This window comes from Winogradskyella sp. ABM4_392 (assembly GCF_056160445.1).
The window spans coordinates 13,600-37,239 of the sequence record NZ_JBSWXE010000003.1 but is presented as its reverse complement, the minus strand read 5'-3'; the positions used below and the strand labels follow the sequence as shown (position 1 = coordinate 37,239).

General features: G+C 33.0%; 23 protein-coding genes. 15 read left to right on the top strand and 8 right to left on the bottom strand.

What is annotated here, in order from left to right; genetic code table 11:
* Positions 1-98 precede the first annotated feature (98 nt).
* The 6 genes from ACXAFS_RS08870 (at position 99) to speD (ending at position 6,740) form a co-directional block, all read left to right on the top strand.
* Positions 99-2,519 (top strand): glycoside hydrolase family 31 protein, encoded by a 2,421-nt coding sequence (locus tag ACXAFS_RS08870; RefSeq protein WP_475306452.1) that lies wholly within the window; start codon positions 99-101, stop codon positions 2,517-2,519.
* A gap of 79 nt (positions 2,520-2,598) precedes the next feature.
* Complete coding sequence (locus tag ACXAFS_RS08865) at positions 2,599-3,429, top strand: M48 family metallopeptidase (protein WP_475306451.1); 831 nt, start codon at positions 2,599-2,601, stop codon at positions 3,427-3,429.
* Between the two features lie 68 nt (positions 3,430-3,497).
* On the top strand, positions 3,498-4,787 hold the full coding sequence (locus ACXAFS_RS08860) for an MFS transporter (protein ID WP_475306450.1): 1,290 nt from the start codon (positions 3,498-3,500) through the stop codon (positions 4,785-4,787).
* A gap of 30 nt (positions 4,788-4,817) precedes the next feature.
* The gene (locus ACXAFS_RS08855) at positions 4,818-5,723 is read left to right on the top strand and encodes a hypothetical protein (protein ID WP_475306449.1); all 906 of its coding nucleotides are present in this window, start codon (positions 4,818-4,820) and stop codon (positions 5,721-5,723) included.
* Between the two features lie 78 nt (positions 5,724-5,801).
* Positions 5,802-6,353, top strand: a complete 552-nt coding sequence (locus tag ACXAFS_RS08850; protein WP_475306448.1) for a hypothetical protein — start codon at positions 5,802-5,804, stop codon at positions 6,351-6,353.
* 12 nt (positions 6,354-6,365) lie between these two features.
* The gene (speD, locus tag ACXAFS_RS08845; protein WP_475306447.1) at positions 6,366-6,740 is read left to right on the top strand and encodes an adenosylmethionine decarboxylase; all 375 of its coding nucleotides are present in this window, start codon (positions 6,366-6,368) and stop codon (positions 6,738-6,740) included.
* Here the strand turns inward: speD and ACXAFS_RS08840 are convergent.
* Positions 6,733-7,914 (bottom strand): glutathionylspermidine synthase family protein, encoded by a 1,182-nt coding sequence (locus ACXAFS_RS08840; protein ID WP_475306446.1) that lies wholly within the window; start codon positions 7,912-7,914, stop codon positions 6,733-6,735. The two genes, speD and ACXAFS_RS08840, sit on opposite strands and share 8 nt — an antisense overlap.
* The gene (locus tag ACXAFS_RS08835) at positions 7,877-8,437 is read right to left on the bottom strand and encodes a Cj0371 family chemotaxis-regulating polar lipoprotein (protein ID WP_475306445.1); all 561 of its coding nucleotides are present in this window, start codon (positions 8,435-8,437) and stop codon (positions 7,877-7,879) included. Before ACXAFS_RS08835 ends, ACXAFS_RS08840 begins: the two co-directional genes overlap by 38 nt.
* Positions 8,438-8,476: 39 nt before the next feature.
* Between ACXAFS_RS08835 and ACXAFS_RS08830 the strand changes: the two genes are divergently transcribed.
* From ACXAFS_RS08830 to ACXAFS_RS08820, 3 genes are all read left to right on the top strand, one after another.
* Positions 8,477-10,003: a polyamine aminopropyltransferase gene (locus tag ACXAFS_RS08830; protein ID WP_475306444.1), complete on the top strand. Its 1,527-nt coding sequence runs from the start codon at positions 8,477-8,479 to the stop codon at positions 10,001-10,003.
* Positions 10,004-10,012: 9 nt separating this feature from the next.
* On the top strand, positions 10,013-10,261 hold the full coding sequence (locus tag ACXAFS_RS08825) for a hypothetical protein (RefSeq protein WP_475306443.1): 249 nt from the start codon (positions 10,013-10,015) through the stop codon (positions 10,259-10,261).
* 133 nt (positions 10,262-10,394) lie between these two features.
* Complete coding sequence (locus ACXAFS_RS08820; protein WP_475306442.1) at positions 10,395-11,648, top strand: hypothetical protein; 1,254 nt, start codon at positions 10,395-10,397, stop codon at positions 11,646-11,648.
* 58 nt (positions 11,649-11,706) lie between these two features.
* On the opposite strand, the gene ACXAFS_RS08815 is transcribed toward ACXAFS_RS08820, so the two are convergent.
* Genes ACXAFS_RS08815 through ACXAFS_RS08800 form a run of 4 tightly spaced genes read right to left on the bottom strand, consistent with a single transcriptional unit; the run spans position 11,707 to position 14,661 of the window.
* Positions 11,707-12,432: a head GIN domain-containing protein gene (locus ACXAFS_RS08815; protein ID WP_475306441.1), complete on the bottom strand. Its 726-nt coding sequence runs from the start codon at positions 12,430-12,432 to the stop codon at positions 11,707-11,709.
* Positions 12,433-12,468: 36 nt separating this feature from the next.
* Positions 12,469-13,557, bottom strand: coding sequence for a hypothetical protein (locus tag ACXAFS_RS08810; RefSeq protein ID WP_475306440.1), 1,089 nt, complete (start codon positions 13,555-13,557; stop codon positions 12,469-12,471).
* Positions 13,535-14,098, bottom strand: coding sequence for a hypothetical protein (locus tag ACXAFS_RS08805; protein WP_475306439.1), 564 nt, complete (start codon positions 14,096-14,098; stop codon positions 13,535-13,537). The genes ACXAFS_RS08810 and ACXAFS_RS08805 overlap by 23 nt, the downstream gene beginning before the upstream one ends.
* 11 nt (positions 14,099-14,109) lie before the next feature.
* Positions 14,110-14,661 (bottom strand): RNA polymerase sigma factor, encoded by a 552-nt coding sequence (locus tag ACXAFS_RS08800; protein WP_475306438.1) that lies wholly within the window; start codon positions 14,659-14,661, stop codon positions 14,110-14,112.
* Between the two features lie 230 nt (positions 14,662-14,891).
* Here ACXAFS_RS08800 and lon point away from each other — a divergent pair, with 230 nt between their 5' ends.
* The 4 genes from lon to cmk all read left to right on the top strand — a co-directional run bounded on the left by lon (position 14,892) and on the right by cmk (position 19,900).
* The gene (gene lon / locus ACXAFS_RS08795) at positions 14,892-17,345 is read left to right on the top strand and encodes an endopeptidase La (RefSeq protein WP_475306437.1); all 2,454 of its coding nucleotides are present in this window, start codon (positions 14,892-14,894) and stop codon (positions 17,343-17,345) included.
* Positions 17,329-18,102, top strand: a complete 774-nt coding sequence (locus tag ACXAFS_RS08790; protein ID WP_475306436.1) for a LysM peptidoglycan-binding domain-containing protein — start codon at positions 17,329-17,331, stop codon at positions 18,100-18,102. The genes lon and ACXAFS_RS08790 overlap by 17 nt, the downstream gene beginning before the upstream one ends.
* A 72-nt stretch (positions 18,103-18,174) precedes the next feature.
* The gene (porQ, locus tag ACXAFS_RS08785; protein WP_475306435.1) at positions 18,175-19,206 is read left to right on the top strand and encodes a type IX secretion system protein PorQ; all 1,032 of its coding nucleotides are present in this window, start codon (positions 18,175-18,177) and stop codon (positions 19,204-19,206) included.
* Between the two features lie 10 nt (positions 19,207-19,216).
* Positions 19,217-19,900, top strand: coding sequence for a (d)CMP kinase (gene cmk / locus ACXAFS_RS08780; RefSeq protein ID WP_475306891.1), 684 nt, complete (start codon positions 19,217-19,219; stop codon positions 19,898-19,900).
* 46 nt (positions 19,901-19,946) lie between these two features.
* Here the strand turns inward: cmk and ACXAFS_RS08775 are convergent, their stop codons facing one another.
* Both ACXAFS_RS08775 and ACXAFS_RS08770 read right to left on the bottom strand, forming a co-directional pair.
* Positions 19,947-20,324, bottom strand: a complete 378-nt coding sequence (locus ACXAFS_RS08775; protein ID WP_171032520.1) for a LysM peptidoglycan-binding domain-containing protein — start codon at positions 20,322-20,324, stop codon at positions 19,947-19,949.
* A gap of 144 nt (positions 20,325-20,468) precedes the next feature.
* The gene (locus tag ACXAFS_RS08770; RefSeq protein ID WP_475306434.1) at positions 20,469-20,879 is read right to left on the bottom strand and encodes a hypothetical protein; all 411 of its coding nucleotides are present in this window, start codon (positions 20,877-20,879) and stop codon (positions 20,469-20,471) included.
* 256 nt (positions 20,880-21,135) lie between these two features.
* On the opposite strand from ACXAFS_RS08770, the gene rpsA reads away from it, so the two are divergent.
* Positions 21,136-22,971: a 30S ribosomal protein S1 gene (gene rpsA, locus ACXAFS_RS08765; protein WP_475306433.1), complete on the top strand. Its 1,836-nt coding sequence runs from the start codon at positions 21,136-21,138 to the stop codon at positions 22,969-22,971.
* Between the two features lie 122 nt (positions 22,972-23,093).
* Positions 23,094-23,633, top strand: a complete 540-nt coding sequence (pyrR, locus tag ACXAFS_RS08760) for a bifunctional pyr operon transcriptional regulator/uracil phosphoribosyltransferase PyrR (RefSeq protein WP_475306432.1) — start codon at positions 23,094-23,096, stop codon at positions 23,631-23,633.
* Positions 23,634-23,640: the final 7 nt, after the last annotated feature.

The window sequence follows — 23,640 nt, the reverse complement described above, 5'->3', positions numbered from 1 at the left end:
CGTTATAGTTGACAATTCGGTATAATTACAGTGCAAACAACTTTCTTAAGTTCTAATTTTTCCGTTTTTTTACACGCCCTTTTATATTAAATCATGCTATGATTACAAATACAGAATTAGAAAATAAAGGAAATCAGTTTCCATCAAAAATAATAGGCTTTGAGAAAGATGTTGATAAGCTTTATTTCTCAACAGACAACGATGTTATTCTTCAATTAACAGTTGTACGCGATAGTCTTTTAAGATTTAGATATACAACCGTAGGTACTTTTGATAATGATTTCTCTTACGCCATAACCAAATATGCAAGTATTGGTTACAATAAATTAGAAATTGAAGAAAATGAGGATTCTTACGTTGTAGTTACATCAAAATTAAGATGCGAAATTTCTAAAGAAAGTCTCCGAGTTTCAATTTACGATGCCAAAGATGATATTTTAATTAACCAAGATGAGATTGGTTTTCATTGGGAAGAGAGTTACGAGTATGGTGGAAATATCGTAAAGATGAGTAAAGTTTCTAATGATGGTGAGAGTTATTACGGATTGGGTGATAAACCCAACCACTTAAATCTAAAAGGTAAGCGTTATAATAATTGGGTAACAGATTCTTATGCTTACGGAAAAGATACAGATCCAATTTATAAGGCTATCCCTTTTTACACAGGTTTACATCATGGAAAAGCTTACGGGATTTTCTTTGACAATTCTTTCAGAAGTTCATTCGATTTTGCTCAAGAAAGACGTAATGTAACTAGCTTTTGGGCGCAAGGAGGAGAAATGAATTATTACTTTTTCTACGGTCCAAAAATGAATGATGTTGTGGAAAGTTATACTGATTTAACAGGAAAACCTCACCATTTACCACCACTTTGGGCACTTGGCTTTCATCAATGTAAGTGGAGTTATTATCCAGAAAGCAAAGTAAAAGAAATAACATCAAAATTTAGAGAGCTTCAGATCCCTTGCGATGCTATTTATTTAGATATCGATTATATGGATGGTTTTCGTTGCTTTACATGGAATAAGGAATATTTTCCAGATCCTAAGGGTATGGTTAAAGAACTAAAAGAGCAAGGTTTTAAAACTGTAGCCATAATAGATCCAGGTATTAAAATCGATAAAGACTATTCAGTTTTTAAAGAAGCCTTAGAAAAAGATTATTTCTGTAAGCGTGCAGATGGCCCATACATGAAAGGAAAAGTTTGGCCTGGTGAGTGTTATTTTCCAGATTTTACAAATCCGGAAGTTAGAGATTGGTGGTCAGGACTTTTTAAAGAACTTATTGAAGAGATTGGCATTAAAGGAGTTTGGAATGACATGAATGAGCCTGCTGTAATGGAAGTACCTAATAAAACTTTTCCAGATGATGTAAGACATGATTACGACGGAAATCCTTGTAGCCATAGAAAAGCGCACAATATTTATGGAATGCAAATGGCACGTGCAACATATCAAGGCTTAAAGAAATATTCATTCCCAAAACGACCATTTGTAATCACAAGAGCAGCATATTCTGGTACGCAGCGTTACACGTCTACTTGGACTGGTGATAATGTCGCAACTTGGGAGCATTTATGGATTGCTAATATTCAAGCACAACGTTTAGCTATGTCTGGCTTTTCATTTGCTGGTAGTGATATTGGCGGTTTTGCTGAACAACCTCAAGGTGAGTTGTTTACTAGATGGATTCAACTTGGTGTTTTTCATCCATTCTTCAGAGTCCATTCATCTGGTGATCATGGAGACCAGGAACCATGGGCTTTTGATGAAGATGTTACAGATATAGTACGTAAGTTTATTGAGTTAAGGTATCAACTTTTACCTTATTCGTATACTGCTTTTTGGAATTATGCGGATCATGGTACTCCGTTGCTAAAATCTTTAGTGATGTTTGATCAGGACGATGTTCAAACGCATTACAGGACTGATGAATTTATTTTTGGTGAACAAATTTTAGCTTGTCCTGTTTTAGAACCAAATGCAAAAGGACGTAGAATGTATATTCCGAGAGGAAATTGGTATAATTTCTGGACAGATGAAATTATAAGAGGTGGAAAAGAAATGTGGGTAGATGCAGACATAGATAGTATGCCAATTTTTATAAAAGAAGGAGCAATTATCCCTAAATTTCCAGTGCAACAATATGTTGGTGAAAAAGAAATAACAGAGATAACACTAGATGTTTATTATAAAGATGGAAAAGAAGTTAGTGAACTATTTAGTGATGCCAATGATGGCTATGATTACACAAAAGGACGTTATAGCTTAAGAAACTTTAGTCTTACTGGTAGAAAGAATGAACTTATTATAAATCAGCATAAAGAAGGTAAGTTTATCACAACTTATGAAACCTTTAATGTTATAATCCATGGGTTGCCATTTGACATTTCTGAAATTCAAATAGATAACCAAGTTATTTCATTAACACACTTAAAATCTAATGGTACAAATTCTTTTGTGGTAGATAAGAACTTTTCAGAACTTCATATTATGGGAAAAGAAGCAAAATCTAAGTGACCATATAGTAAAAGAAGTGTCTTATAATTACGAATAGATTTTTCGTATTTTAGTAAATACATAATTTAAACCATTAGCTATGACTTTTAAAAAAGGAATATCAATATTAGGAATAGTAGCATTTATCGTTTCTTGTGCTACAAATCCGTTTACAGGAAAAAAAACAATGGCATTTGTTTCTAATGACCAATTGTTTCCTTCTTCTTTTGCGCAATACAATCAAGTTTTAAGTGAAAGTAAAGTAGTTACAGGTACTAAGGATGCCGAAATGATCACCAGAGTAGGACAACGTATTGCTGTTGCTGCAGAGCGTTGGTTGAATGCAAATGGACATCAAGGATATTTAGATGATTACAAATGGGAATATAAACTTATAGAATCCGAACAGGTTAATGCATGGTGTATGCCAGGTGGTAAAATTGCGTTTTACACAGGTATTTTACCAATCGCTCAAAATGAAACTGGTGTTGCTGCCATTATGGGTCATGAGGTGGCTCATGCTTTAGCAAATCATGGTCAACAACGTATGAGTTCTGGTATATTACAGCAATTAGGTGGTATTGGAGTTGCTGTGGCTACAGGAAATGAGAGCCCTGAAAAACAACAAATGTGGATGCAAGCTTACGGATTAGCTTCTACAGTTGGTGGTGTTTTACCATTTAGTAGATCTCACGAAACTGAAGCAGATAAAATTGGTGTAATTTTAATGGCAATTGCTGGTTATAACCCAGATGAAGCAGCAGAGTTATGGAAGCGTATGAAGGCTAATAGTGGAGGACAAGCACCACCAGAGTTTTTAAGTACTCATCCAAGTAATGACTCGAGAATTGCAACTTTACAAGCATTATCTCCAAAGGCTAAAGCTGAGGCAAAAAAATTCGGTGTTACTTCGTTTAGAACAATAAATTAATATTGGCTTAAAAAATAAATGATTACTTTAGAAGCTGCTCTTTAGAGCAGCTTTTTTATTATACCTCTATGAACGAACTTAAAAAAGGAAGTAAAAAACTTCTTAATGCTTGGGCATTTTATGATTGGGCAAATTCTGTATACACCCTTACCATTGCATCATCTATTTTTCCAATTTTTTATTCTGCATTATTTCTTTCAGATAAGAAAATTGTAAGCGCTTTTGGTTATGATTTTAAAAGTACTGCGCTCATTACTTTTGTTACAGCATTTACATTTTTAGTTGTTGCTTTTTTATCACCAATTTTATCTGGTATTGCTGATTATGTTGGTAATAAGAAGAATTTTATGAAATTCTTTTGCTACGTTGGTTCAGTTGGTTGTATAGGCTTGTATTGGTTTAGTTTAGATAGAATACATTTAAGTTTAATATTCTATTTTATGGGTTTAATAGGATATTGGGGAAGTTTAGTGTATTACAACTCCTACTTACCAGACATAGCACATGAAGAGCAACAAGATAGTATAAGTGCCAAGGGTTTTAGTTTAGGGTATATCGGCAGTGTTATTTTGTTGGTAATTAACTTAGCAATGGTTATGAGCCAAGAAGATGGCGCAGATAAAGTACAAATGATGCGCTATTCATTTATTACTGTTGGTATATGGTGGGCAGGTTTTAGCCAATATACATTTTATGTGTTGCCAAAAGGTGTGTCATCAGGACACAAGGTGACTAAGGATGTTATATTCAATGGTTTTAAAGAATTAAAAGGTGTTTGGAGAGAACTGAAAGAAAACTTAAGACTTAAGCGTTATTTATATGCTTTTTTTGTGTTTAGTATGGCAGTACAAACCATAATGCTAGTCGCTGTATATTTTGGTGAAGAAGAAATTGCTTGGGGAAGTGATGAAGCAAAAACAACAGGACTCATAGTGAGTATATTAGTCATTCAGCTTGTTGCAATTATTGGTGCGGTATTAACTTCAAAAGCATCTTCAAGATTTGGAAACATACCTACTTTAATTGCTGTTAATTTTATTTGGATGTGTTTGTGCTTCTACGCTTATTTTATGGAAACACCAGTTCAATTTTACGTAGCTGCTTCATTAGTAGGCTTGGTCATGGGAGGTGTACAATCATTAGCTAGATCTACATATTCAAAGTTTTTACCAGAAACAGAAGATACAACATCATATTTTAGTTTTTTCGATGTCGCTGAAAAAATTGGTATAGTGATAGGAATGCTTATCTATGGTTTTATCGATCAGGTTACTGGCAGTATGCGTAACTCCATACTATTTCTTTTTATTTTCTTTTTAATAGGTATTGTTTTACTCTTTAGAGTACCTAAAAAATAATTAAAAATTAATTCTTAACTTTAGCATGCTATGGTTAAGAAAATATTTATGTTAGGGTTATTTGCCATACTCTTTATGGCAATAAATTGTGATAATGAACCTTATGAAGGTGAAATTATCGTTGAAGATACCTCGTGTATAGAAGCTATTGAAACTACAGAAATAGCAGCTTTGAACTTCCTAAACGGAACACAAGAAAATTTTAGTGATTTGTGTCTTACCTATAAAGAAGCCTTATTAAACCAGATTGAGGTCTGTGGTGATGACGATGGTAGCTTACAGCTGTTAGCAGACAGTTTAGGTACCTGTACAGAAGAAATCGATGTTTGTGAAGAAGCTATTGCTGCAACCGAAATTGCACGTATGGCATATGAAAGTGCTACTAATGACACTATTGAAAACTTGTGTAATGTCTATAAAGACGCTTTAATATATCAAATAGAGGTTTGTGGTGATGATGGAAGTTTATTATCTATTATTGAGGAATTAGGGAGTTGTGAAATTGAGGTTGTAGATGTAGTTGGTACTTGGAAATTGGTATCATGGAATACTGATGAACTCAGAGATTTGAATAATGATGGAATTGTAACTAATAATTACTTGGATGACATAGACTGCTATGATAATGAAACTATAGAGTTTAATGCAGATGCAACAGGAACGATGTTTTTAAGGTCTGTAGCAGAATTTACATATACACCAACATTAGACGGTGAAGACTTCTTTACAGAGTGCACTGATATCATGCAAGATAAATCTTTTACTTGGACAGAAACTATTAATAGTGTAACAATGTCCTTTACTGATGGTACTAGTTTAAGTCTTTTTAAGAATGGTAATCTTTATACGGCAATAGATGATGCATTCTATGCAGAGAGTACGATTGATAATTTTGTAATAACAGAACGTATAACTTTTGTTTACAATAAACTTTAGTTTTTTATTACTATTCTAATAATTAAGGATATTTACTACATAAATATTCTTATATTGCCAATAACTAAATAATCTATAATGAAAAAGCTATTAATACTATCCATCTTATCTTTAACTGTATTTTCATCATGTAGTAGTAAAGTAGACCTTGCCATAGATAATCCGACAGATGCTTCTGTAGAGATTGTAGTAGATACTTTACGAGTTTTAGTTCCGCCAAAAGACGTTGTTTGGGTAGAAATGGGACCAGGAGAACATCAGTTAACCTTAGAAAATGACAGTATTATAAAGTATAACTTTACTGAGTCTGTATATATGATTAACCCATCATTATCAGAATATTTAGTGGCTGACGAATATTACGGACCACCAGCTTTTCAAAATTCTTATGCATCAACAATACCTAGTAAAGAAGTTACTTTTTTAGGTGTTCCTATGGAAGGGAACTACGATGTTTTAACAGGTGTTATTAATAAAGTTACTTGGGATTATGGACCAAGAGAAACACTACCAGAAATGGTTGAAGTAGATGCTGACGAATCTTATACTTCACTTGTAAAAGTCTATGATGCTTACGAATTTATAGAAATGATGCAAAGCGCATACGACTCCTATTCTGAAGAAGAATAAATAGCACTAAACTTGAAAACTTCTCTCGGCACTCATATCACTTGGGATGTGTATAACTGTAATGCAGATACACTATCGTTTATACCTACAGTTAAAAAGGTATTAAATACTATTGTTGAAGAAATTCAACTTTCTAAAGTTAATGAGTCTTACAAACAGTTTGAGCCTATTGGTGTTACTGGTTTTATTCTTTTAGAAGAAAGCCATGTTAGTATACACACTTGGCCAGAGCATCAGTTTGCTGCTGTAGATATCTTTTCATGTAAGCCTTTTGATGCAAAAAAGATTCAGGAGCTATTAATGAAGTCTTTTAGTTCGGATAAAGTTGTTATAAAACAGATTGAAAGGGGAGAGGCTATCTCTATTATTTCACCAGATCTTATATAATAAAGTGAGACATAAACTCACAATCATCAGTAATAATCTTAGATTCTTGTGTTCTTAAGTTTATCGCAGAAGCTCTTAATGTGTAGAACATTCCTATTTGATAAAAATAATCTTCTTCATCCTTGTTCAATGGATAAAACTTTTGAAAAACCATATCCTGATGCCCAAAATCACCTTTAGATATTGCTTCAGAATTACCCATAGATTCAATAGAAATATTTTCACCCAAACGACCATAAACGGGCTTTTGTACATAATTGTACAAGCTAGGCTCTTTACTCAAATACGTTTCAGCTAAAATATTATTCGGGAAGTTTTGTGTAATGTAAGCCAAAAACTTTTTATTCTGCCAAATCGCTGTGTATGATGGATTTAAAACCACCACTTTATCATTTAGAATTAAGTCTGAAAGGGTGTGTGCCAATTCAGGCTCGTCATTAAACATCCAGTCCCAAGGAATCATTTTAAAAAGCACATCAACATCTTCATATTCATCACCAATTTGATGAAATACTCCTTCATCAGAAAAAATAACATGTTCTAAGTCCGAATAAAATGGTTTATAACCAGCTTCGTAAGCTATATCAATAATGCAGTTAACATTTTCTTTGTCTTCAACATAACCAAAGGAAGTGCCAAGAAATACAGGTTTGTCTTTACCTAAATAAGATTTTAGGTTAGACAAAGCATCTTTTATATCAAACTTTAAAGTATTAAAACTTTGAGGATTACCTTTTAATTGTTCTAATTGAAGTGGTTGCCACAATAAAGTCTCTGGTAATGTACTGCAAGTATCTGCGTTAAATTCAATAATGCGACCATAATCAGATTTCAAACCTCCATTAATGTCAAAACGACCATAAAGAAAAGGATGTTTATCCTTGTTTTTCCAGCTATGTTCAATACATTTTTGAAACGATAACGGAATGCCAAGCTCACCTAATTTATGTTCAGCTATAATTTTGTCTGTTGCACGTTGAAATAAGTAAAACGCTTCATCAGAAATACGACGTAGTTGTTCTACCTCAGAACGATAAATACCAAGTAATTCTTCAGAAAAATAATCTTCTTCTAAATACCAATGTAAGCGATGTGGGACGTGTTTCTTTTTTAGACGTTTTATCTCTTTAAAACGACTATCCTCCAAACGATCTAAACGACTTTCCGCTGCCATATCCTCTAGATGATTTTCCTGGTACACTTACTCTTCGAGATGTTGCAGAGCTTCTTAAATCGTTTTTTAATCCTGTAGATTTATTATAAGCAGAAGCATTTTTGTAGTTACTTTGGTTTGGTGTAACGTTACGTAAACTTCTATTAAAATAAGAAGCGGCTAACGAGTAGTACAGAATGCTTCTTAAACCAGAATGACGACTGTACGACGACTCGTCATTTTTCATTTTTCTTAAAGATAATGTATCTACTGTGCCTTCTAATGTGTGTACAATAGCAATAGATTTATCTTTATCGTCAATTAAACGCTCGTCAATGATTTTATAATCATTTCCTGGTTCTACTTCTTCCACTTCAGTGATCACACCTTGTGTAGATTCGTAAACAGTTTCTTGCTGAGCATCTTTAATACGTGGACTTGGATCGTCATCGCCACAACTTTGAAGTGTTAATGCAGCAGCTACAGCAGCCATTAACGTTATTTTTTTAGTTAAAGCAAGACCAGTTATAATTTTTTTATTCATCTTTGACAGGTTAATTTCCTCAAACATAATCAATTTTTAATGAATAAAAAAGCACTAATTCCATTTGCTGTATTTATTGCAGGTTTATGCTCAATCATCTACGAATTGCTAATAAGTACAACTGCAACTTATTTTTTAGGAGATGGTGTAAGACAGTTTTCAATTATCATTGGTGTGTATCTGTTTTCTATGGGAATTGGTGCGTTTTTGTCAAAGTTTTTTAAGGACAAACCACTCACATTTTTTATCAATGTAGAGTATCTGTTAGGGTTTATAGGAGGTGTTTCTGTGCCATTACTTTATATGCTATTTGTGTATGTATCTCCAATGATATTGCAAATCAGTTGTTTGGCTATCATTTTTGTAATAGGCTTACTTACAGGTATGGAAGTGCCGTTACTAACCTTTGCCTTAGAGGAGAGTAATATTAAAAACAACTTATCTAATGTATTATCGTTAGATTATATTGGAGGACTTATTGCAACCTTGATTTTTCCATTTATCATACTTCCTTTTGTTGGTTTGTACTATTCGTCGCTAATCTTCGGAATTGTAAATATTGTCTTAGGTATTCTTTTGAATTACACCTTGCTAAAAGACAAAAAGCGAAACAGCATTTTTGGCTTTTTGGCCGTTATTGCTTTAGTCGTTTTAGTGTTGTCTGGAGGTAAGCTTTTGAAGGTTTGGGACCAGAAAATTTACAAGCGTCCTATTGTTTTGAATGAGCAAACACCGTATCAAAAAATTGTAATGACCAAAACACAAGGAGATGTTAGGTTATATCTTAATAGAGTGATACAATTTTCATCTGCGGATGAGCATCGTTACCACGAGTCTTTGGTACATATTCCTTTAGCAATGCATTACAATCCAAAGCGTGTATTAATCCTTGGTGGTGGCGAAAATTTAGCGAGTAGAGAAGTGCTAAAACATAGCTCTGTACAGCATGTTGATGTTGTAGATATTGATAGTACCATGTTTTATCTCGCAAAAGAGAACAAATATCTAAAGGATATTAATGCTGATGCTGCCAAAAATGAAAAAGTAAATCTTATACCAGAAGATGCGTTTACTTATCTGTTTAATAATACTGAAAAGTACGATGTAATCATTGCAGATTTGCCAGACCCAACTAATCAGGCATTGGCAAGATTGTACAGCAAACAGTTTTTTTTAATGGCGAAGCGAAATCTTAAAAAGGATGGTGTTTTTGTAACACAATCTGGTGAAATTTATTTCTCAAACAAAGTCTTTAGTTGTATCAACAATACCTTGGCATCAGTTTTTGAAGACGTACTACCTTATCATACCTACATACCATCGTTTGGAGATTGGGGATTTATCATTGCCAGACATGATGGTAATGTCAGTAAAGTCGATACTAAAGCTTTACCAAAAGATTTAAAATATCTCAACCCAAACCAAATAGAGCAAGCCTTTATTTTTCCTGCGGATATTACCATTGCGGACACAAAACAAAATACTTTAGATAACCCAATTATCCTTAACTATTTCTTAGACGAGTGGGAAAAATGGAAAGTAGATTTTGGAGCTGGGACGAAGTGATTATTTTTTATGAAGAATAGAGAATTATGTTTTCAATTTAGATCAAAATTTTTAAATCAAAATTATGAAGATGAAATAATTGATATTTTGATGGACTTTGCTCTAGACAATAAAGTTTCATTTGGCGGAAATTTAAATACTGGGTTTTGTTTTTGTGTTGATATTGATAATGAGATTCCTAAAAATCTAAAAAGTAATTTTATCAATTTTATGTCTAAAAATTACTCACAACTATTTGATGAAATAATATTTGAATAAAAAAGGATAAGTAATAAAACTTGTCCTTTCTTCTTTTTTGGTTGATTGCATAAAAAATCCATCACTATTTTATATATATTTTCCTAAATTGCTTCAGAAGAAATAATAATAGAAAATTTTAATTACCGTATTTATGAAAAAACTCAGTCTACTATTTACTTTTTTTGTGTTGCTCACTGCATTTACTTGCGAAGATGAACCATTAGATCAAGATATTTTGGATAACCAAGATACTAATACATCTTGTGAGCAAGCCTCTTTAAATACAGCTGCTGCTGCGTTGGCTTTTATTAACCAATTTGAAGACGGCGGTGATTATACAGAGCTTTGTAATGCTTATAAAGAAGCTCTTGAAAATCAGATTGAAGCTTGTGGTGATCCAGATGGTGCTATACAACAAGCCATAGATGCATTAGGTGATTGTATTGATCCAGAAGATTTTACGGATTGTCAGGCTGCTGAGAATGCAGTAAATTTGGCACAGATAAATTTTGAAAATGCTACTGATGAGAACTATAATGATCTATGTGTAATCTATAAAACTTCTTTAGAAAATCAGATTACTGAGTGTGGTGATGAAGATGGTAGTTTACAAGCCATAATTGATGGTTTGGGGGATTGCTCTAATGATAGTCAACCAGATGATTGTGAAACAGTAACAGCAGATGCAAGTATTGCTCAAACTGCTTTTGGGAATGCAACTGATGAAAACTATGAAGAGTTGTGCAATGCGTATAAGGAAGCATTACAAGTTCAAATTTCTGTTTGTGGTGATGCAGATGGAAGCCTACAACAATTAATTGATGAATTGGGTGATTGTAATAATAACCAAAATGTTGATTGTACTGACTATGAAGCCGCATCAGAATTAGCCTTTGAAAATTTTGAAAATGCAGACTCCTCTAATTATTCTAGCCTATGTGATTCGTACAAAACAGCTTTACAAGACCAAATTGATTTTTGTGGTGACCCAACGGGAGAACTACAACTTAAAATCAGTTTATTAGGTAATTGTGGCTTAGATGATTCAGAGAGTTATGTTAAGCTAATTATCAATGGTGAGATAAGAACGTTTATATACAGTCCCAATAATTCTACTATGGATGGCTCAGTATCTTTTATCTATAATTTTGAAAATGGTGTTGGCAGTCCTTTCGTTTATTTAATGGCTAACATGAATGTCCTTAATCAAACAGGTCTAAATGCAATTATATACGAAAATGCTGCAGGTGTACAGTATTTTAATTATCCTCAAAATTATCCATTTACAAATAATTTAATTCAAAATGATAATACTTCCTTAAAAGGTATTATCTATGGTATTATGCAGGATGATGTTAACAACCCTCTTGAGTTGCCATTAGGAATAATTAATATAAACTATTAATAAAAAAAGGACAAGCAAACACTTGTCCTTTCTTCTTTTTTGGTTGATTGATTGAGCACTAGTTGCTAACGCTACCAGAGCCTGTTACTTTAGTGTCTTTGTTGGTTGGATTACCAGAGTATTTTACATCACCAGAACCTGTAATTCTTACTTTAAGTTCACCATTACAAACCACATTAGCACCACCAGAACCTGTGATTTTTGCAGTAACATTAGTACTGTCTAAATCGCTACCATCAAAATCGCCTGAGCCAGCTACTTTGGTAGTCAAATCTTTTGTAGAGCCACTTAATTGTATATCTCCAGAGCCAGCAATACTACTTTCAACAGTATTAGAGCTAATCTTTAAATCTATATCTCCGGAGCCAGCTAAGGACACATCAAAATCGTTAGCTTTAATTGTCCCTGAATTTTCAATATCACCAGAGCCAGCTAAGGATACAGAATTGATAGATTCGTAGGGTACGGTAACTACAATAGTTTTTGTAGGTTTCAGATTAACACCATTTTCAACTTTTACAACAAGTTTACCACCTTTTACTTCAGTAATAATGTATTGCATTAAGTTGGCATCACCTTCAATAGTAATAGTTCCTTCATCACCTTGGACTAATTTAAAATCCATTGGTCCTGCAGCCTTTAGACCATCATAATCTCCAGTTGATCGGTTTTCTGTAATAATATTACCATCTCCTTTTTGTTTTTTCCATTTTCCCCATTGTGCACAAGATGTTGTAACACTAAAAAGGAATGCGACTAACGTAATTGATTTTAATAATTTCATGTTTTTGAATTGTTTGGTTACTGTTCGTTTTTTTGATTATTGTTGTTTAAAGCTTACGCTTCCGTACTGTGATTTTATTTTTACATAGTTGCCAGAGTCTTTAGTGCCATGGTAACCATTGTACTTTTTCTCAAAAGAATCAACTTCTTTATTTGTAAAATTAAATGCGTCTGAATCTCTTAGTGAGGCATATTCTAAATCGATATCAAAATCAAAGCTGTAATTACTATCATAACCAATAGTAATGCCCATAAACTCAGAATCAATATCTACATTATTTGCTTTAGAAACGATGCGATCTATCTTCAAAGATCCATAGTTTGCTCTTACTCTTACGTTTTTATAAACGTTACCTAACCTAAGCGATAAGTAGTCACCATTGCCACTAAGATTGTTTACGTTGTCAATTTTTAGTGAACCGTAATCACATACATATTCTATGTTTTCAGCAGCTTCAATAACAGATTTTGTATAGTCTGCATTAATTTTTAAGTTCTCGGCTTTTGCTACAGTATAGCCACTGTAATCCGCATTAATTCTTCCACCTTTGATGTATTCAAAGTAACTATTGTTAGTGTAATCAAAACGGATTTCATTATTGTCGGATAGTAGTTCCTTTGTGGTTATTTTACCATAATCACAGATTATTTTTGCGTTACCTTCAAGCCTGTCTAGATTTATAGAGCCATAATCGTTATTGAGGTCAACATTACCAGACATTGGCATTTTTACAACATAGTTAATCTCTAATTTAAGATTCATCTTTTTACCCCAATTCCACCAGTTTTTACTGTTTTTTCCGATTTTGGTAATGGCAGACACATAATCATTGCTGGATGAAAAGTCAACGTCAATATTTTCTAAGCGATCTACAACTTTCTCTTCATTATTACCAGTTACTCTTATGGTGATATCAAAATCTATTTTGTTTTGGTCCCAAGTAATCACTTCAAGGTTACCGAAACTATTACTGATTTTTAGCGTTGCATTAGAAGACACATTAAAAGACTTTTTAATGTTACGCTCTTTCGTGGTTTTTGCAATTTCTGCGTTTGTGTTTGCTAATGCTATAAATGGCATTAGCAATAGAAGAATTGCTATTCTAAAATGTATTTTTTGGTTCATCACTGTTGGTTTTTAATTCTTTAATTGTTTCAATTTGTTCTAAAACTGTATTCAAAATATCTATCCTGTTCTGAAAGTTGCTAATCATCGCATAGATAACACGCTGGTCTTTGTCACTTTCTGTTAAATCTGTTTTTAGCTTTTGATAGTCTTTTTCTAACAGTTCAATTCTGTTAAGCGCATCTGTTATAACTTGCTCAGTTAAAGGCGAACGCTCATTGTTAAGCTTTTTTAATTCTGCATTAATTGTTGCCGTAAAGAAATCTTGTGTCTCAGACATTTCTGGTGACACACTTGCCAAATCCATAACTTCTGGTTGTGCATTTGATGTTGTAAATACAGCTAAGCAAATCACTAAAGAAGCTGCTATGGCTAAAAATGGTTTCCAATTAAAACCTGAAGACTTCTTTTCTTCTGTAAAAGCTACTGTATTTGTATTGAGCTTCTCTAAAAAGCGATCTTGATGACCTTTATTTGGTTCGTTGATATCAAATTCACCTTTTAAATTATCAAATAATTCGTCTAAAGTATCTTTTTCCATACATCAATCATTTAAGCTGTTAGCTCTAATTTCTTTCTTAAACTTTCTTTAGCTCTGGATATCATGGTTCTGCAATTAGCATAAGATATGTCCATAATCTCACAGATTTCTTCGTAATCATAACCTTCAATAAGATGTAAGGTTAGTCCCAAGTTGTAATTGGGTTTTAGTGTTTTCATAACACTAATAATTTGTTTCACCTTATCATTATTTTGGTTGTGCGTTTCAATGCCGTTATCATCTTCAACTTTGTACAGAACTGGTTCTAGAGGTACTTCGTTTTGTTTTACGGTTTTGTTGTAATGTGCTATACTATTATTCACTACAATACGTTTTAACCATGAGCCAAATAGTTTGGCGTCCTCTAATGTTTCAAGTTTTGTAAAAGCCGTTAAAAATGACTCTTGCATTATGTCTTCAGCCTTAAAAGAATCTTTTACAATTCTCAATGCTGTGTTATACATGGCTTTGTTATATCTGTTGTAAACTTCTAACTGCGCACGTTGGTTACAAGATTTACAAAGCACTAATAACTGTTCGATATTTTGATTGGTTGATGTCAAAAAAACAATTGCTTTATTCTATAGATGAAGGTGTTTTGGCATTGTTACACTTTTGATAAAAAAACTTTTATAAAGTCTAAAGGTAATGGCATAACAATTGAAATTATATAGATGTGAATAACTTTGAATATCTTGTAATGTATTGATATTCAGTGTAAAGTTAATTTTTAATACATTTAATTAAATGCTTTTCTATCATTTTTTAATGACAGAATGGCTTAAATATATTTATGAAGAAATCAAATTTTTTAAGTCTTGACAGTTTGTCATTTCAAGATTTTGACGAAAATTCAGAATTAATTCCGTTGATGACACCAGAGGATGAGGAATTAATTAATAACGAATCTTTACCAGAGTCTTTACCAATTTTACCATTACGAAACACTGTATTGTTTCCAGGTGTTGTAATTCCTATAACAGCAGGTAGAGATACGTCTATAAAACTTATAAACGACGCCAATAAAGGTGGAAAAGTTATAGGTGTTGTAGCACAAAAGGACGAATTGGTTGAGAACCCTTCTGCTCAAGATATTTATAAAACAGGTACAGTTGCACGTATTCTTAAAGTGCTTAAAATGCCAGATGGTAATACTACTGTTATTATTCAAGGTAAAAAGCGTTTTATGGTTAATGAAGTTATTTCAGAAAAACCATACTTAATCGCAACAATTTCTGATTTATCAGAGACTAAACCAGAACCAGGAAATGAAGAATTTTCAGCAATAATAGACTCTATAAAAGATTTATCATTAGAGATTATTAAAGAAAGTCCAAACATTCCTACGGAGGCTACTTTTGCTATAAAAAACATAGAAAGTAACTCGTTCTTGGTGAATTTTGTGTCTTCAAATATGAATCTTAAGGTTGAAGAAAAACAGGAGCTTTTAAAGATCAATGATTTAAAAGAACGTGCGCTTCAGACTTTAAAATACATGAACTTAGAATATCAAAAACTTGAGTTAAAGAACGATATTCAAAGTAAGGTTCAGAGTGACATGAACCAGCAACAGCGTGAGTATTTCTTGCATCAACAGATGAAAACCATTCAGGAAGAATTGGGTGGTGGTGTATCTTCTGGTCAGGAGATAGAAGATATGAGAGCACGTGCTAAGGAAAAGAACTGGGACGATAAAGTAAAAGAGCATTTTGATAAAGAGTTAGCCAAAATGCAACGCATGAATCCTCAGGTTGCAGAATACTCTATTCAGCGTAATTATCTCGATTTATTTTTAGACTTACCATGGAATGAATATAGTGAGGATAAGTTCGATTTAAAACGCGCTATGAAAATTCTAGATCGCGATCATTTTGGATTAGACGATGTTAAAAAACGAATCATAGAATATTTGGCAGTTTTAAAACTTCGTAATGATATGAAGTCGCCAATACTTTGTTTATACGGACCTCCAGGTGTTGGTAAAACATCTTTAGGAAAATCTATTGCAGAGGCTTTAGGTAGAGAATATGTAAGAATTTCACTAGGTGGCTTGCGTGACGAAGCTGAGATTAGAGGTCATAGAAAAACCTATATTGGTGCAATGCCAGGACGAATTATTCAGAGTTTAAAGAAAGCTGGCACATCTAATCCTGTGTTTGTTTTAGATGAGATTGATAAATTGTCTTCTGGTCATCAAGGAGATCCGTCTTCTGCGATGTTAGAAGTTCTAGATCCTGAGCAAAACAGTGAGTTTTATGATAACTTCCTAGAAATGGGTTACGACCTTTCTAAGGTTATGTTTATAGCAACGTCTAATAGCCTTAATACTATTCAGCCTGCATTGAGAGACCGTATGGAGATTATTAATGTAACAGGCTATACTATTGAAGAAAAAGTAGAAATTGCAAAACGTCATTTATTACCTAAACAATTAAAGGAACATGGTTTGGATAATAAGGCGCTTAAAATTGCAAAACCTCAGTTAGAAAAAATTGTTGAAGGTTACACACGTGAATCTGGAGTTAGAGGCCTTGAAAAACAAATTGCAAAAATGGTACGTTATGCAGCGAAAAACATTGCAATGGAAGAAGAATATAATGTTAAAATTTCTAACGACGATGTTATAGAAGTATTAGGCGCACCAAGACTAGAACGCGATAAATACGAAAACAACAATGTAGCAGGTGTTGTAACAGGTTTAGCTTGGACTAGAGTAGGAGGAGACATTTTATTTATAGAGTCTATCCTTTCTAAAGGAAAAGGCAGTCTCACTATCACTGGTAATCTTGGTAAGGTAATGCGTGAGTCAGCAACTATCGCAATGGAATATATAAAAGCCAATGCAGATAAGTTTGAAATAAACCCAGAAGTTTTTGATAAGTACAATGTACACATTCACGTGCCAGAAGGTGCAACTCCAAAGGACGGACCAAGTGCAGGCGTTACCATGCTAACATCTTTAGTGTCTTTATTTACACAACGTAAGGTTAAGAAAAGTATAGCCATGACAGGTGAAATTACATTACGTGGAAAAGTACTTCCTGTTGGTGGGATTAAAGAGAAAATTTTAGCGGCTAAACGTGCAAAAATTAAAGAGATACTTTTGTGTGAAGATAATAAGCGCGATATTGACGAAATAAAACCAGAGTATCTTAAAGGTCTAACCTTTCATTATGTAAAAGATATGAGTGAGGTTTTAGATATTGCGATTACAAATCAAAAAGTAAAGAATGCAAAAAAACTTTAAGGTAGTTTTTACGATTAGTATTGCCCTTTTATCATGGCTGAATAGTTTTAGTCAAGAAGATGGTCAATTTAAAGATGTTGTTTTAGATGGTAAGCCTGCAAAACTGAATGTAGTTACAGGCGAAATCACATTAGTAAATCCTGAAGACAAAAAGAGTCCAGTAAAGTTTGATGATTTTGTAGAAAAATCAGAAAGAAATGCTAAAAATTCACCAGTAATTGAAGCAAATTCTGATTATCATACTGTAAAAGAAAACGAAACGCTCTTAGATATTGCTAATCGTTACAAAACAACTTTAACAGCTTTAAAAGAAGCCAATAATTTAAAGACTACTTTGGTTGATCCTGGTCAAAAAATTAGAGTTAGTAATTTCGATAAGCATCCAGAGAGCACTACAAATATTTCAAATGAGGAATCACCTGTTGTAGTAACTACTTCAGAAAACACATCTGGTATTCATACTGTTGAAAATGGTGATACACTTTACAGTTTAGCAAATCGTTATGGTTTTACTGTTGATGAATTAAAAAGTAAAAACGGTTTAACTTCAAATTTGATAAAAGTAGGTCAAGAATTAAATGTTTCTCATTCTGATTACAAAAAAGTATCACCAAACAATTCAATTTGGACAGTATCTAAAGGTGATACTTTATACAATATTGCCAAAAGAAATGGGCTTACAGTTGAAGAATTAAAATCTCTAAACGGACTTACTGATAATTTGATTTTAGTAGGACAGACCTTGAAGTTAAAGTAGAAATAAAACACCTCAAAAAATAAAAAAATCATATCATCGTTTTAAGATAGATTTGTTTATTTTGCACAATCTATGATAAAGAGGGTTACCCAATTCTGTTTTATGCTTTTAGCGTTACCGTTGTTTGCACAATTGGGTGGCGAATCTACTTATCAATTTCTCAATCTTGTATCATCTCCAAGACAAGTTGCATTAGGAGGTAAAATTATTACCAATTTTGATCATGATGTTACTGAGGCATTGTACAATCCAGCATCTTTAAACTGGCAAATGCACAATCAACTTGCTGTAAACGTGTCTAGCTATTTAGGTGGTATTACTTATGGAACAGCTGCTTATGCTTACACTTGGGACAGACATGTACAAACGTTTCATTTTGGAGTAACATATATTAACTACGGAACGTTTGATGGTTATGACGTCAATGGTAATTCCACAGGAACTTTTAGTGGAAATGAAGCAGCTATTTCAGCAGGTTATAATTATAATATTCCTTTTACCGATTTTTATGTAGGAGCCAATGTAAAGGTTATTACTTCTCTTTTAGAACAATACAATTCAGTTGGTGGTGCAGTAGATTTGGGTATAATGTATATTAATGAAAAGTTAGATTTTCATGCAGCTTTAACGGTTAGAAATTTAGGAACACAGTTTACAACGTATGCAGGTCAGAATGAACCTTTACCATTTGAAGTCAATTTTGGTATGTCGCAGACATTAGAGAACGTTCCTATTAGATGGCACTTAACGATGGAAAACTTACAAGAATGGCCAATAGGTGTATCTAATCCTGCTAGAGCAACGACAGATTTAGATGGTAATCAAACCCAAGAAAAGGTTGGTTTTTTCAATAATGCTTTACGTCATTTAATTTTGGGAGCAGAGTTATGGCCAGAACGTGGTTTTAATTTAAGATTTGGTTATAACTTTAGACGAGCAGAGGAATTAAGAATCGTAGACCAAAGAAATTTTTCTGGTTTATCAGTTGGTGTAGGTATTCGGTTAAATTCAATGCGATTTAGTTATACACACGCCAGATACACAAGTGCTTCTAACACTAGTTTCTTTGGACTTCAAATAGATTTAGATGGCAGAAGACGATAAGAATACAACTATGAATAAGATTGTAATAGCTATAGATGGATTTTCTTCAACCGGTAAGAGCACTATTGCAAAGCAATTAGCAAAGCAACTTAACTACATATATGTAGATACAGGTGCTATGTACAGAGCTGTAACCTACTATGCATTACAACAAGACATAATTGGAGATGGTTTTTTTTATTCTGAAAAACTTATTGAGCAATTAAACAAAATTCATATCAATTTTAAGTTTAATGAAGATTTAGGTTTCGCTGAAGTTTACTTAAATGGTGAAAATATTGAAAAAGCGATTAGAACTTTAGAAGTATCACGATATGTAAGTCCCGTGGCAACAATCTCTGAAGTAAGACAGAAACTGGTAGAACAACAACAGTTAATGGGTAAAGACAAAGGCATAGTAATGGATGGTAGAGATATTGGCACAGTTGTTTTTCCTGATGCTGAACTGAAAATTTTTATGACAGCTTCTGCTGAAACCAGAGCGCAAAGGCGTTATAAAGAATTATTAGAACGCGGACATAACCTAAGTTATGACGAAGTTTTAGAAAATGTAACTACTAGAGATCGTATTGACTCCACAAGAGAAGATTCGCCGTTGGTTAAAGCAGATGATGCTATAGAAATAGATAACTCAGATTTAACAATTGAAGAACAAATAGAAACGTTGCTAAAGCTAGCAAAGTCTAAGGCATAAAAAAAGCGACCAATTGGTCGCTTTAATTTTTATAATTTGATTCTAATTATAGATTAGGAATCACTAATTCTTGGTCTGGGTGAATTAAATCCGGATTTTTAAGAATATTAGTATTCGCTTCAAAAATTTCTTTGTACTTCATTGCATCACCATAGTAGTGCTTAGCAATTTTTCCTAAAGTTTCACCAGACTTTACAGTGTGTCTAGCATAAACTGATTCGTCAGCAACTTTAATATCTGCCATAATATCAGAAGGCTCATCACCACCTATTTCTTTTATCTTATCCCAAAGTAAGTTTTTCTCGTACTGTGTAGCTGCAGTTCCCCAAACTTTTAATTGTCCGTTTGCTTCTTCAACTTTACCGTCTTGGATGTTTAATTGTTCTCCTAGGTCTAGAACGTCTTGGTATTTTGCTTTAACCATGATTGTTTTAATTTTTAAGTATTAATAGTATTGTAAATATACCAATTTATATGCCAAAAATTAGCTTTTTTAAGCATCAAATTTGTATTCGATTATAAGACACTTAAAATGCATTTAAGTCACATTTTTAATCATAATTTTTACTTATTGTTTAATGTACGTAGTCCAAATTCTATTGTTATCATCAAAATACCAAACTTCTAAGATAGAATTATTGATTGTAAATTCTAAGGTAATCGTATCACTGTTTTCTGTGGCATAGTCAATGGTGTTTTCTTTTAAATTAATAGTAAAAGAACCATTAGTAATAATACCATTTTCATCAAAAATGTATAAACCGTTTAAATCTCTTTCATTGTCATCATCAGAAAAACTTAAAGTTTCACAACATAGCGCTTCTAAAGATGATACATTGTTAATACCACGACCAATAATTTCCCATTCACCAATAAGTCCAGTTTCAATTAAAGGATTTGAAGTGTTAGTGTCATCAGTATCACAACTCGTATTTGATAGCGTAATTAACAATAAAAGTGATATTCTTAGCTTTTTCATTGCAAATAGTTTTAACTAAAATTAGTTTAATGATTGCTTTATAAGATTAATAGAATATTATCTTTTAGTTAATTGAACTATAGACTAATTAAATAAGTTATTTAGTTTGTTAATTAATTGAAAATGATTAATTTTGCGCTCCTTTTTAGCGGACTTGTGAAAGTAGAAAAGGAAATACAAAAACAAATTTTAATTAGCTTCTGTAAATTTATCCGCTACACTTTCTAAAAATACAGAATACAAATTTTAATCAGCAATGGCTGAAAACAAAACAAATCAAGCTGAGGTTGAAGCAACTGAAGCAAAAACAGTTGAAGCTCCAGTAGTTTCTGAAGCTCAAGCAAATCCAGAAAAATTCTTAAAAGAGTTCGATTGGCACAATTACGAAGAAGGAATTGAGCAGGTAGAGGACAAGAAACTTGCAGAATTTGAAAAGTTAGTATCTGAAAATTTCGTTGACACTTTAGATGACGAGGTTGTAGAAGGTGAAGTAATCCACATCACTGATAGAGATGCTATTATTGACATTAACGCTAAGTCTGAAGGTGTAATTTCTCTTAATGAGTTCCGTTACAATCCAGATTTAAAAGTTGGTGATAAAGTAGAAGTATTAATTGATGTACGCGAAGATGCTACAGGTCAATTAGTATTATCTCACAGAAAAGCTCGTGTAATTAAAGCATGGGATAGAGTTAATAAAGCTCACGAAACTGGTGAAATCGTTAACGGTTTTGTTAAGTGTAGAACTAAAGGTGGTATGATCGTTGACGTTTTCGGAATCGAAGCATTCTTACCAGGTTCTCAAATTGACGTTAAGCCAATTAGAGATTACGACCAGTACGTAAATAAAACTATGGAATTCAAAGTTGTTAAGATTAACCACGAATTTAAGAACATAGTAGTTTCTCACAAAGCACTTATTGAGGCTGATATTGAGGAGCAAAAGAAAGAAATCATTGGCCAGTTAGAAAAAGGACAAGTATTAGAAGGGGTTGTTAAAAACATTACTTCTTACGGTGTGTTTATCGATTTAGGTGGTGTAGATGGTTTAATTCATATTACAGATTTATCATGGTCTCGTATCAACCATCCAAATGAGATTGTTGAGTTAGATCAGAAATTAAATGTTGTAATTCTTGATTTTGATGAAAACAAATCTAGAATTCAATTAGGTCTTAAGCAATTATCTAAGCATCCTTGGGAAGCTTTAGGTGAAGATCTTAAAGTTGGTGACAAAGTAAAAGGTAAAGTAGTAGTTATCGCTGATTATGGTGCCTTTGTAGAAGTTGCTGATGGTGTAGAAGGATTAGTACACGTTAGTGAAATGTCTTGGTCTACACACTTACGTTCTGCTCAAGACTTCGTTTCTGTAGGTGACGAAATCGAAGCACAGGTATTAACTTTAGATAGAGAAGACAGAAAAATGTCTCTTGGTATTAAGCAATTAACACCAGATCCATGGACTGATATTACGTCTAAATATCCTGTAGGTTCTAAGCACACAGGTATTGTACGTAACTTTACTAACTTCGGTGTTTTTGTTGAGTTAGAAGAAGGTATTGATGGTTTAATCTATATCTCTGACTTATCTTGGACTAAGAAAATTAAGCATCCATCTGAATTCTGTAACGTTGGTGATAAGCTAGACGTTGTAGTATTAGAACTAGATGTTGAAGGACGTAAATTATCTTTAGGTCACAAACAAACTGAAGAGAATCCTTGGGATAAATACGAAACTGAGTTTGCTGTTGGTACATCTCACACTGCTGCTATTACTGAAATAGTAGACAAAGGAGCTACAATAGATTTTAACGACGATATCGTTGCTTTTGTGCCGCAACGTCACTTAGAAAAGGAAGATGGTTCTAAGCTTAAAAAGGGTGAAGAAGCAGAATTCAAAATTATTGAGTTCAATAAAGAATTCAAAAGAGTTGTAGCGTCTCACACTGCTGTATTTAGAGAAGAAGAAGCTAAAATCGTTAAGCAAGCTGTTAAGAAAGCAGAAGCACAAGCGGCAGAAGCTAAACCAACTTTAGGTGATGCAAACGATGCTTTACAAGCACTTAAAGATAAAATGGACGGAAAGAAGTAATTCAATCCTAAATATATTTTAAAGCCTCTCAATTTTTGAGAGGCTTTTTTTATGCAGTTAGATTAGTTTGAAACTCTCATAAATTAGCTTAACTTTGCTAACCAATAACGATTGGATACTACATGAGTCAAAAAGTATTACTCAATTCTAAGGAAGTCAACATTATTCTGCATAGATTGGCTTGCCAACTTATTGAAAACCACGATGATTTTTCGGAAACTGTCTTAATAGGTATACAACCAAGAGGTAAATTTTTGGCAGACCGTTTGGCACAAATGCTAAAAGAAGACTATAATATTAAGAATATTCAAATAGGACATCTCGATATTACTTTTTTTAGAGATGATTTTAGAAGAGGTGACAAACCCTTAGAAGCTAATACAACAGAGATTGATTTTATTGTAGAAGATAAAAATGTAGTATTTATAGATGATGTATTATATACAGGTCGTAGTATAAGATCTGCACTTACAGCAATACAATCTTTTGGAAGACCAAATAACATTGAATTACTGACTTTAATAGACAGAAGATTTAGTAGGCATTTACCTATTCAACCTAATTATAGAGGACGACAAGTAGATGCTATAGATAACCAGAAAGTTAAAGTAAACTGGATTGAGAATGGAGGAGAAGATGCAGTGTATTTAATTGATAAATAGAAAATTA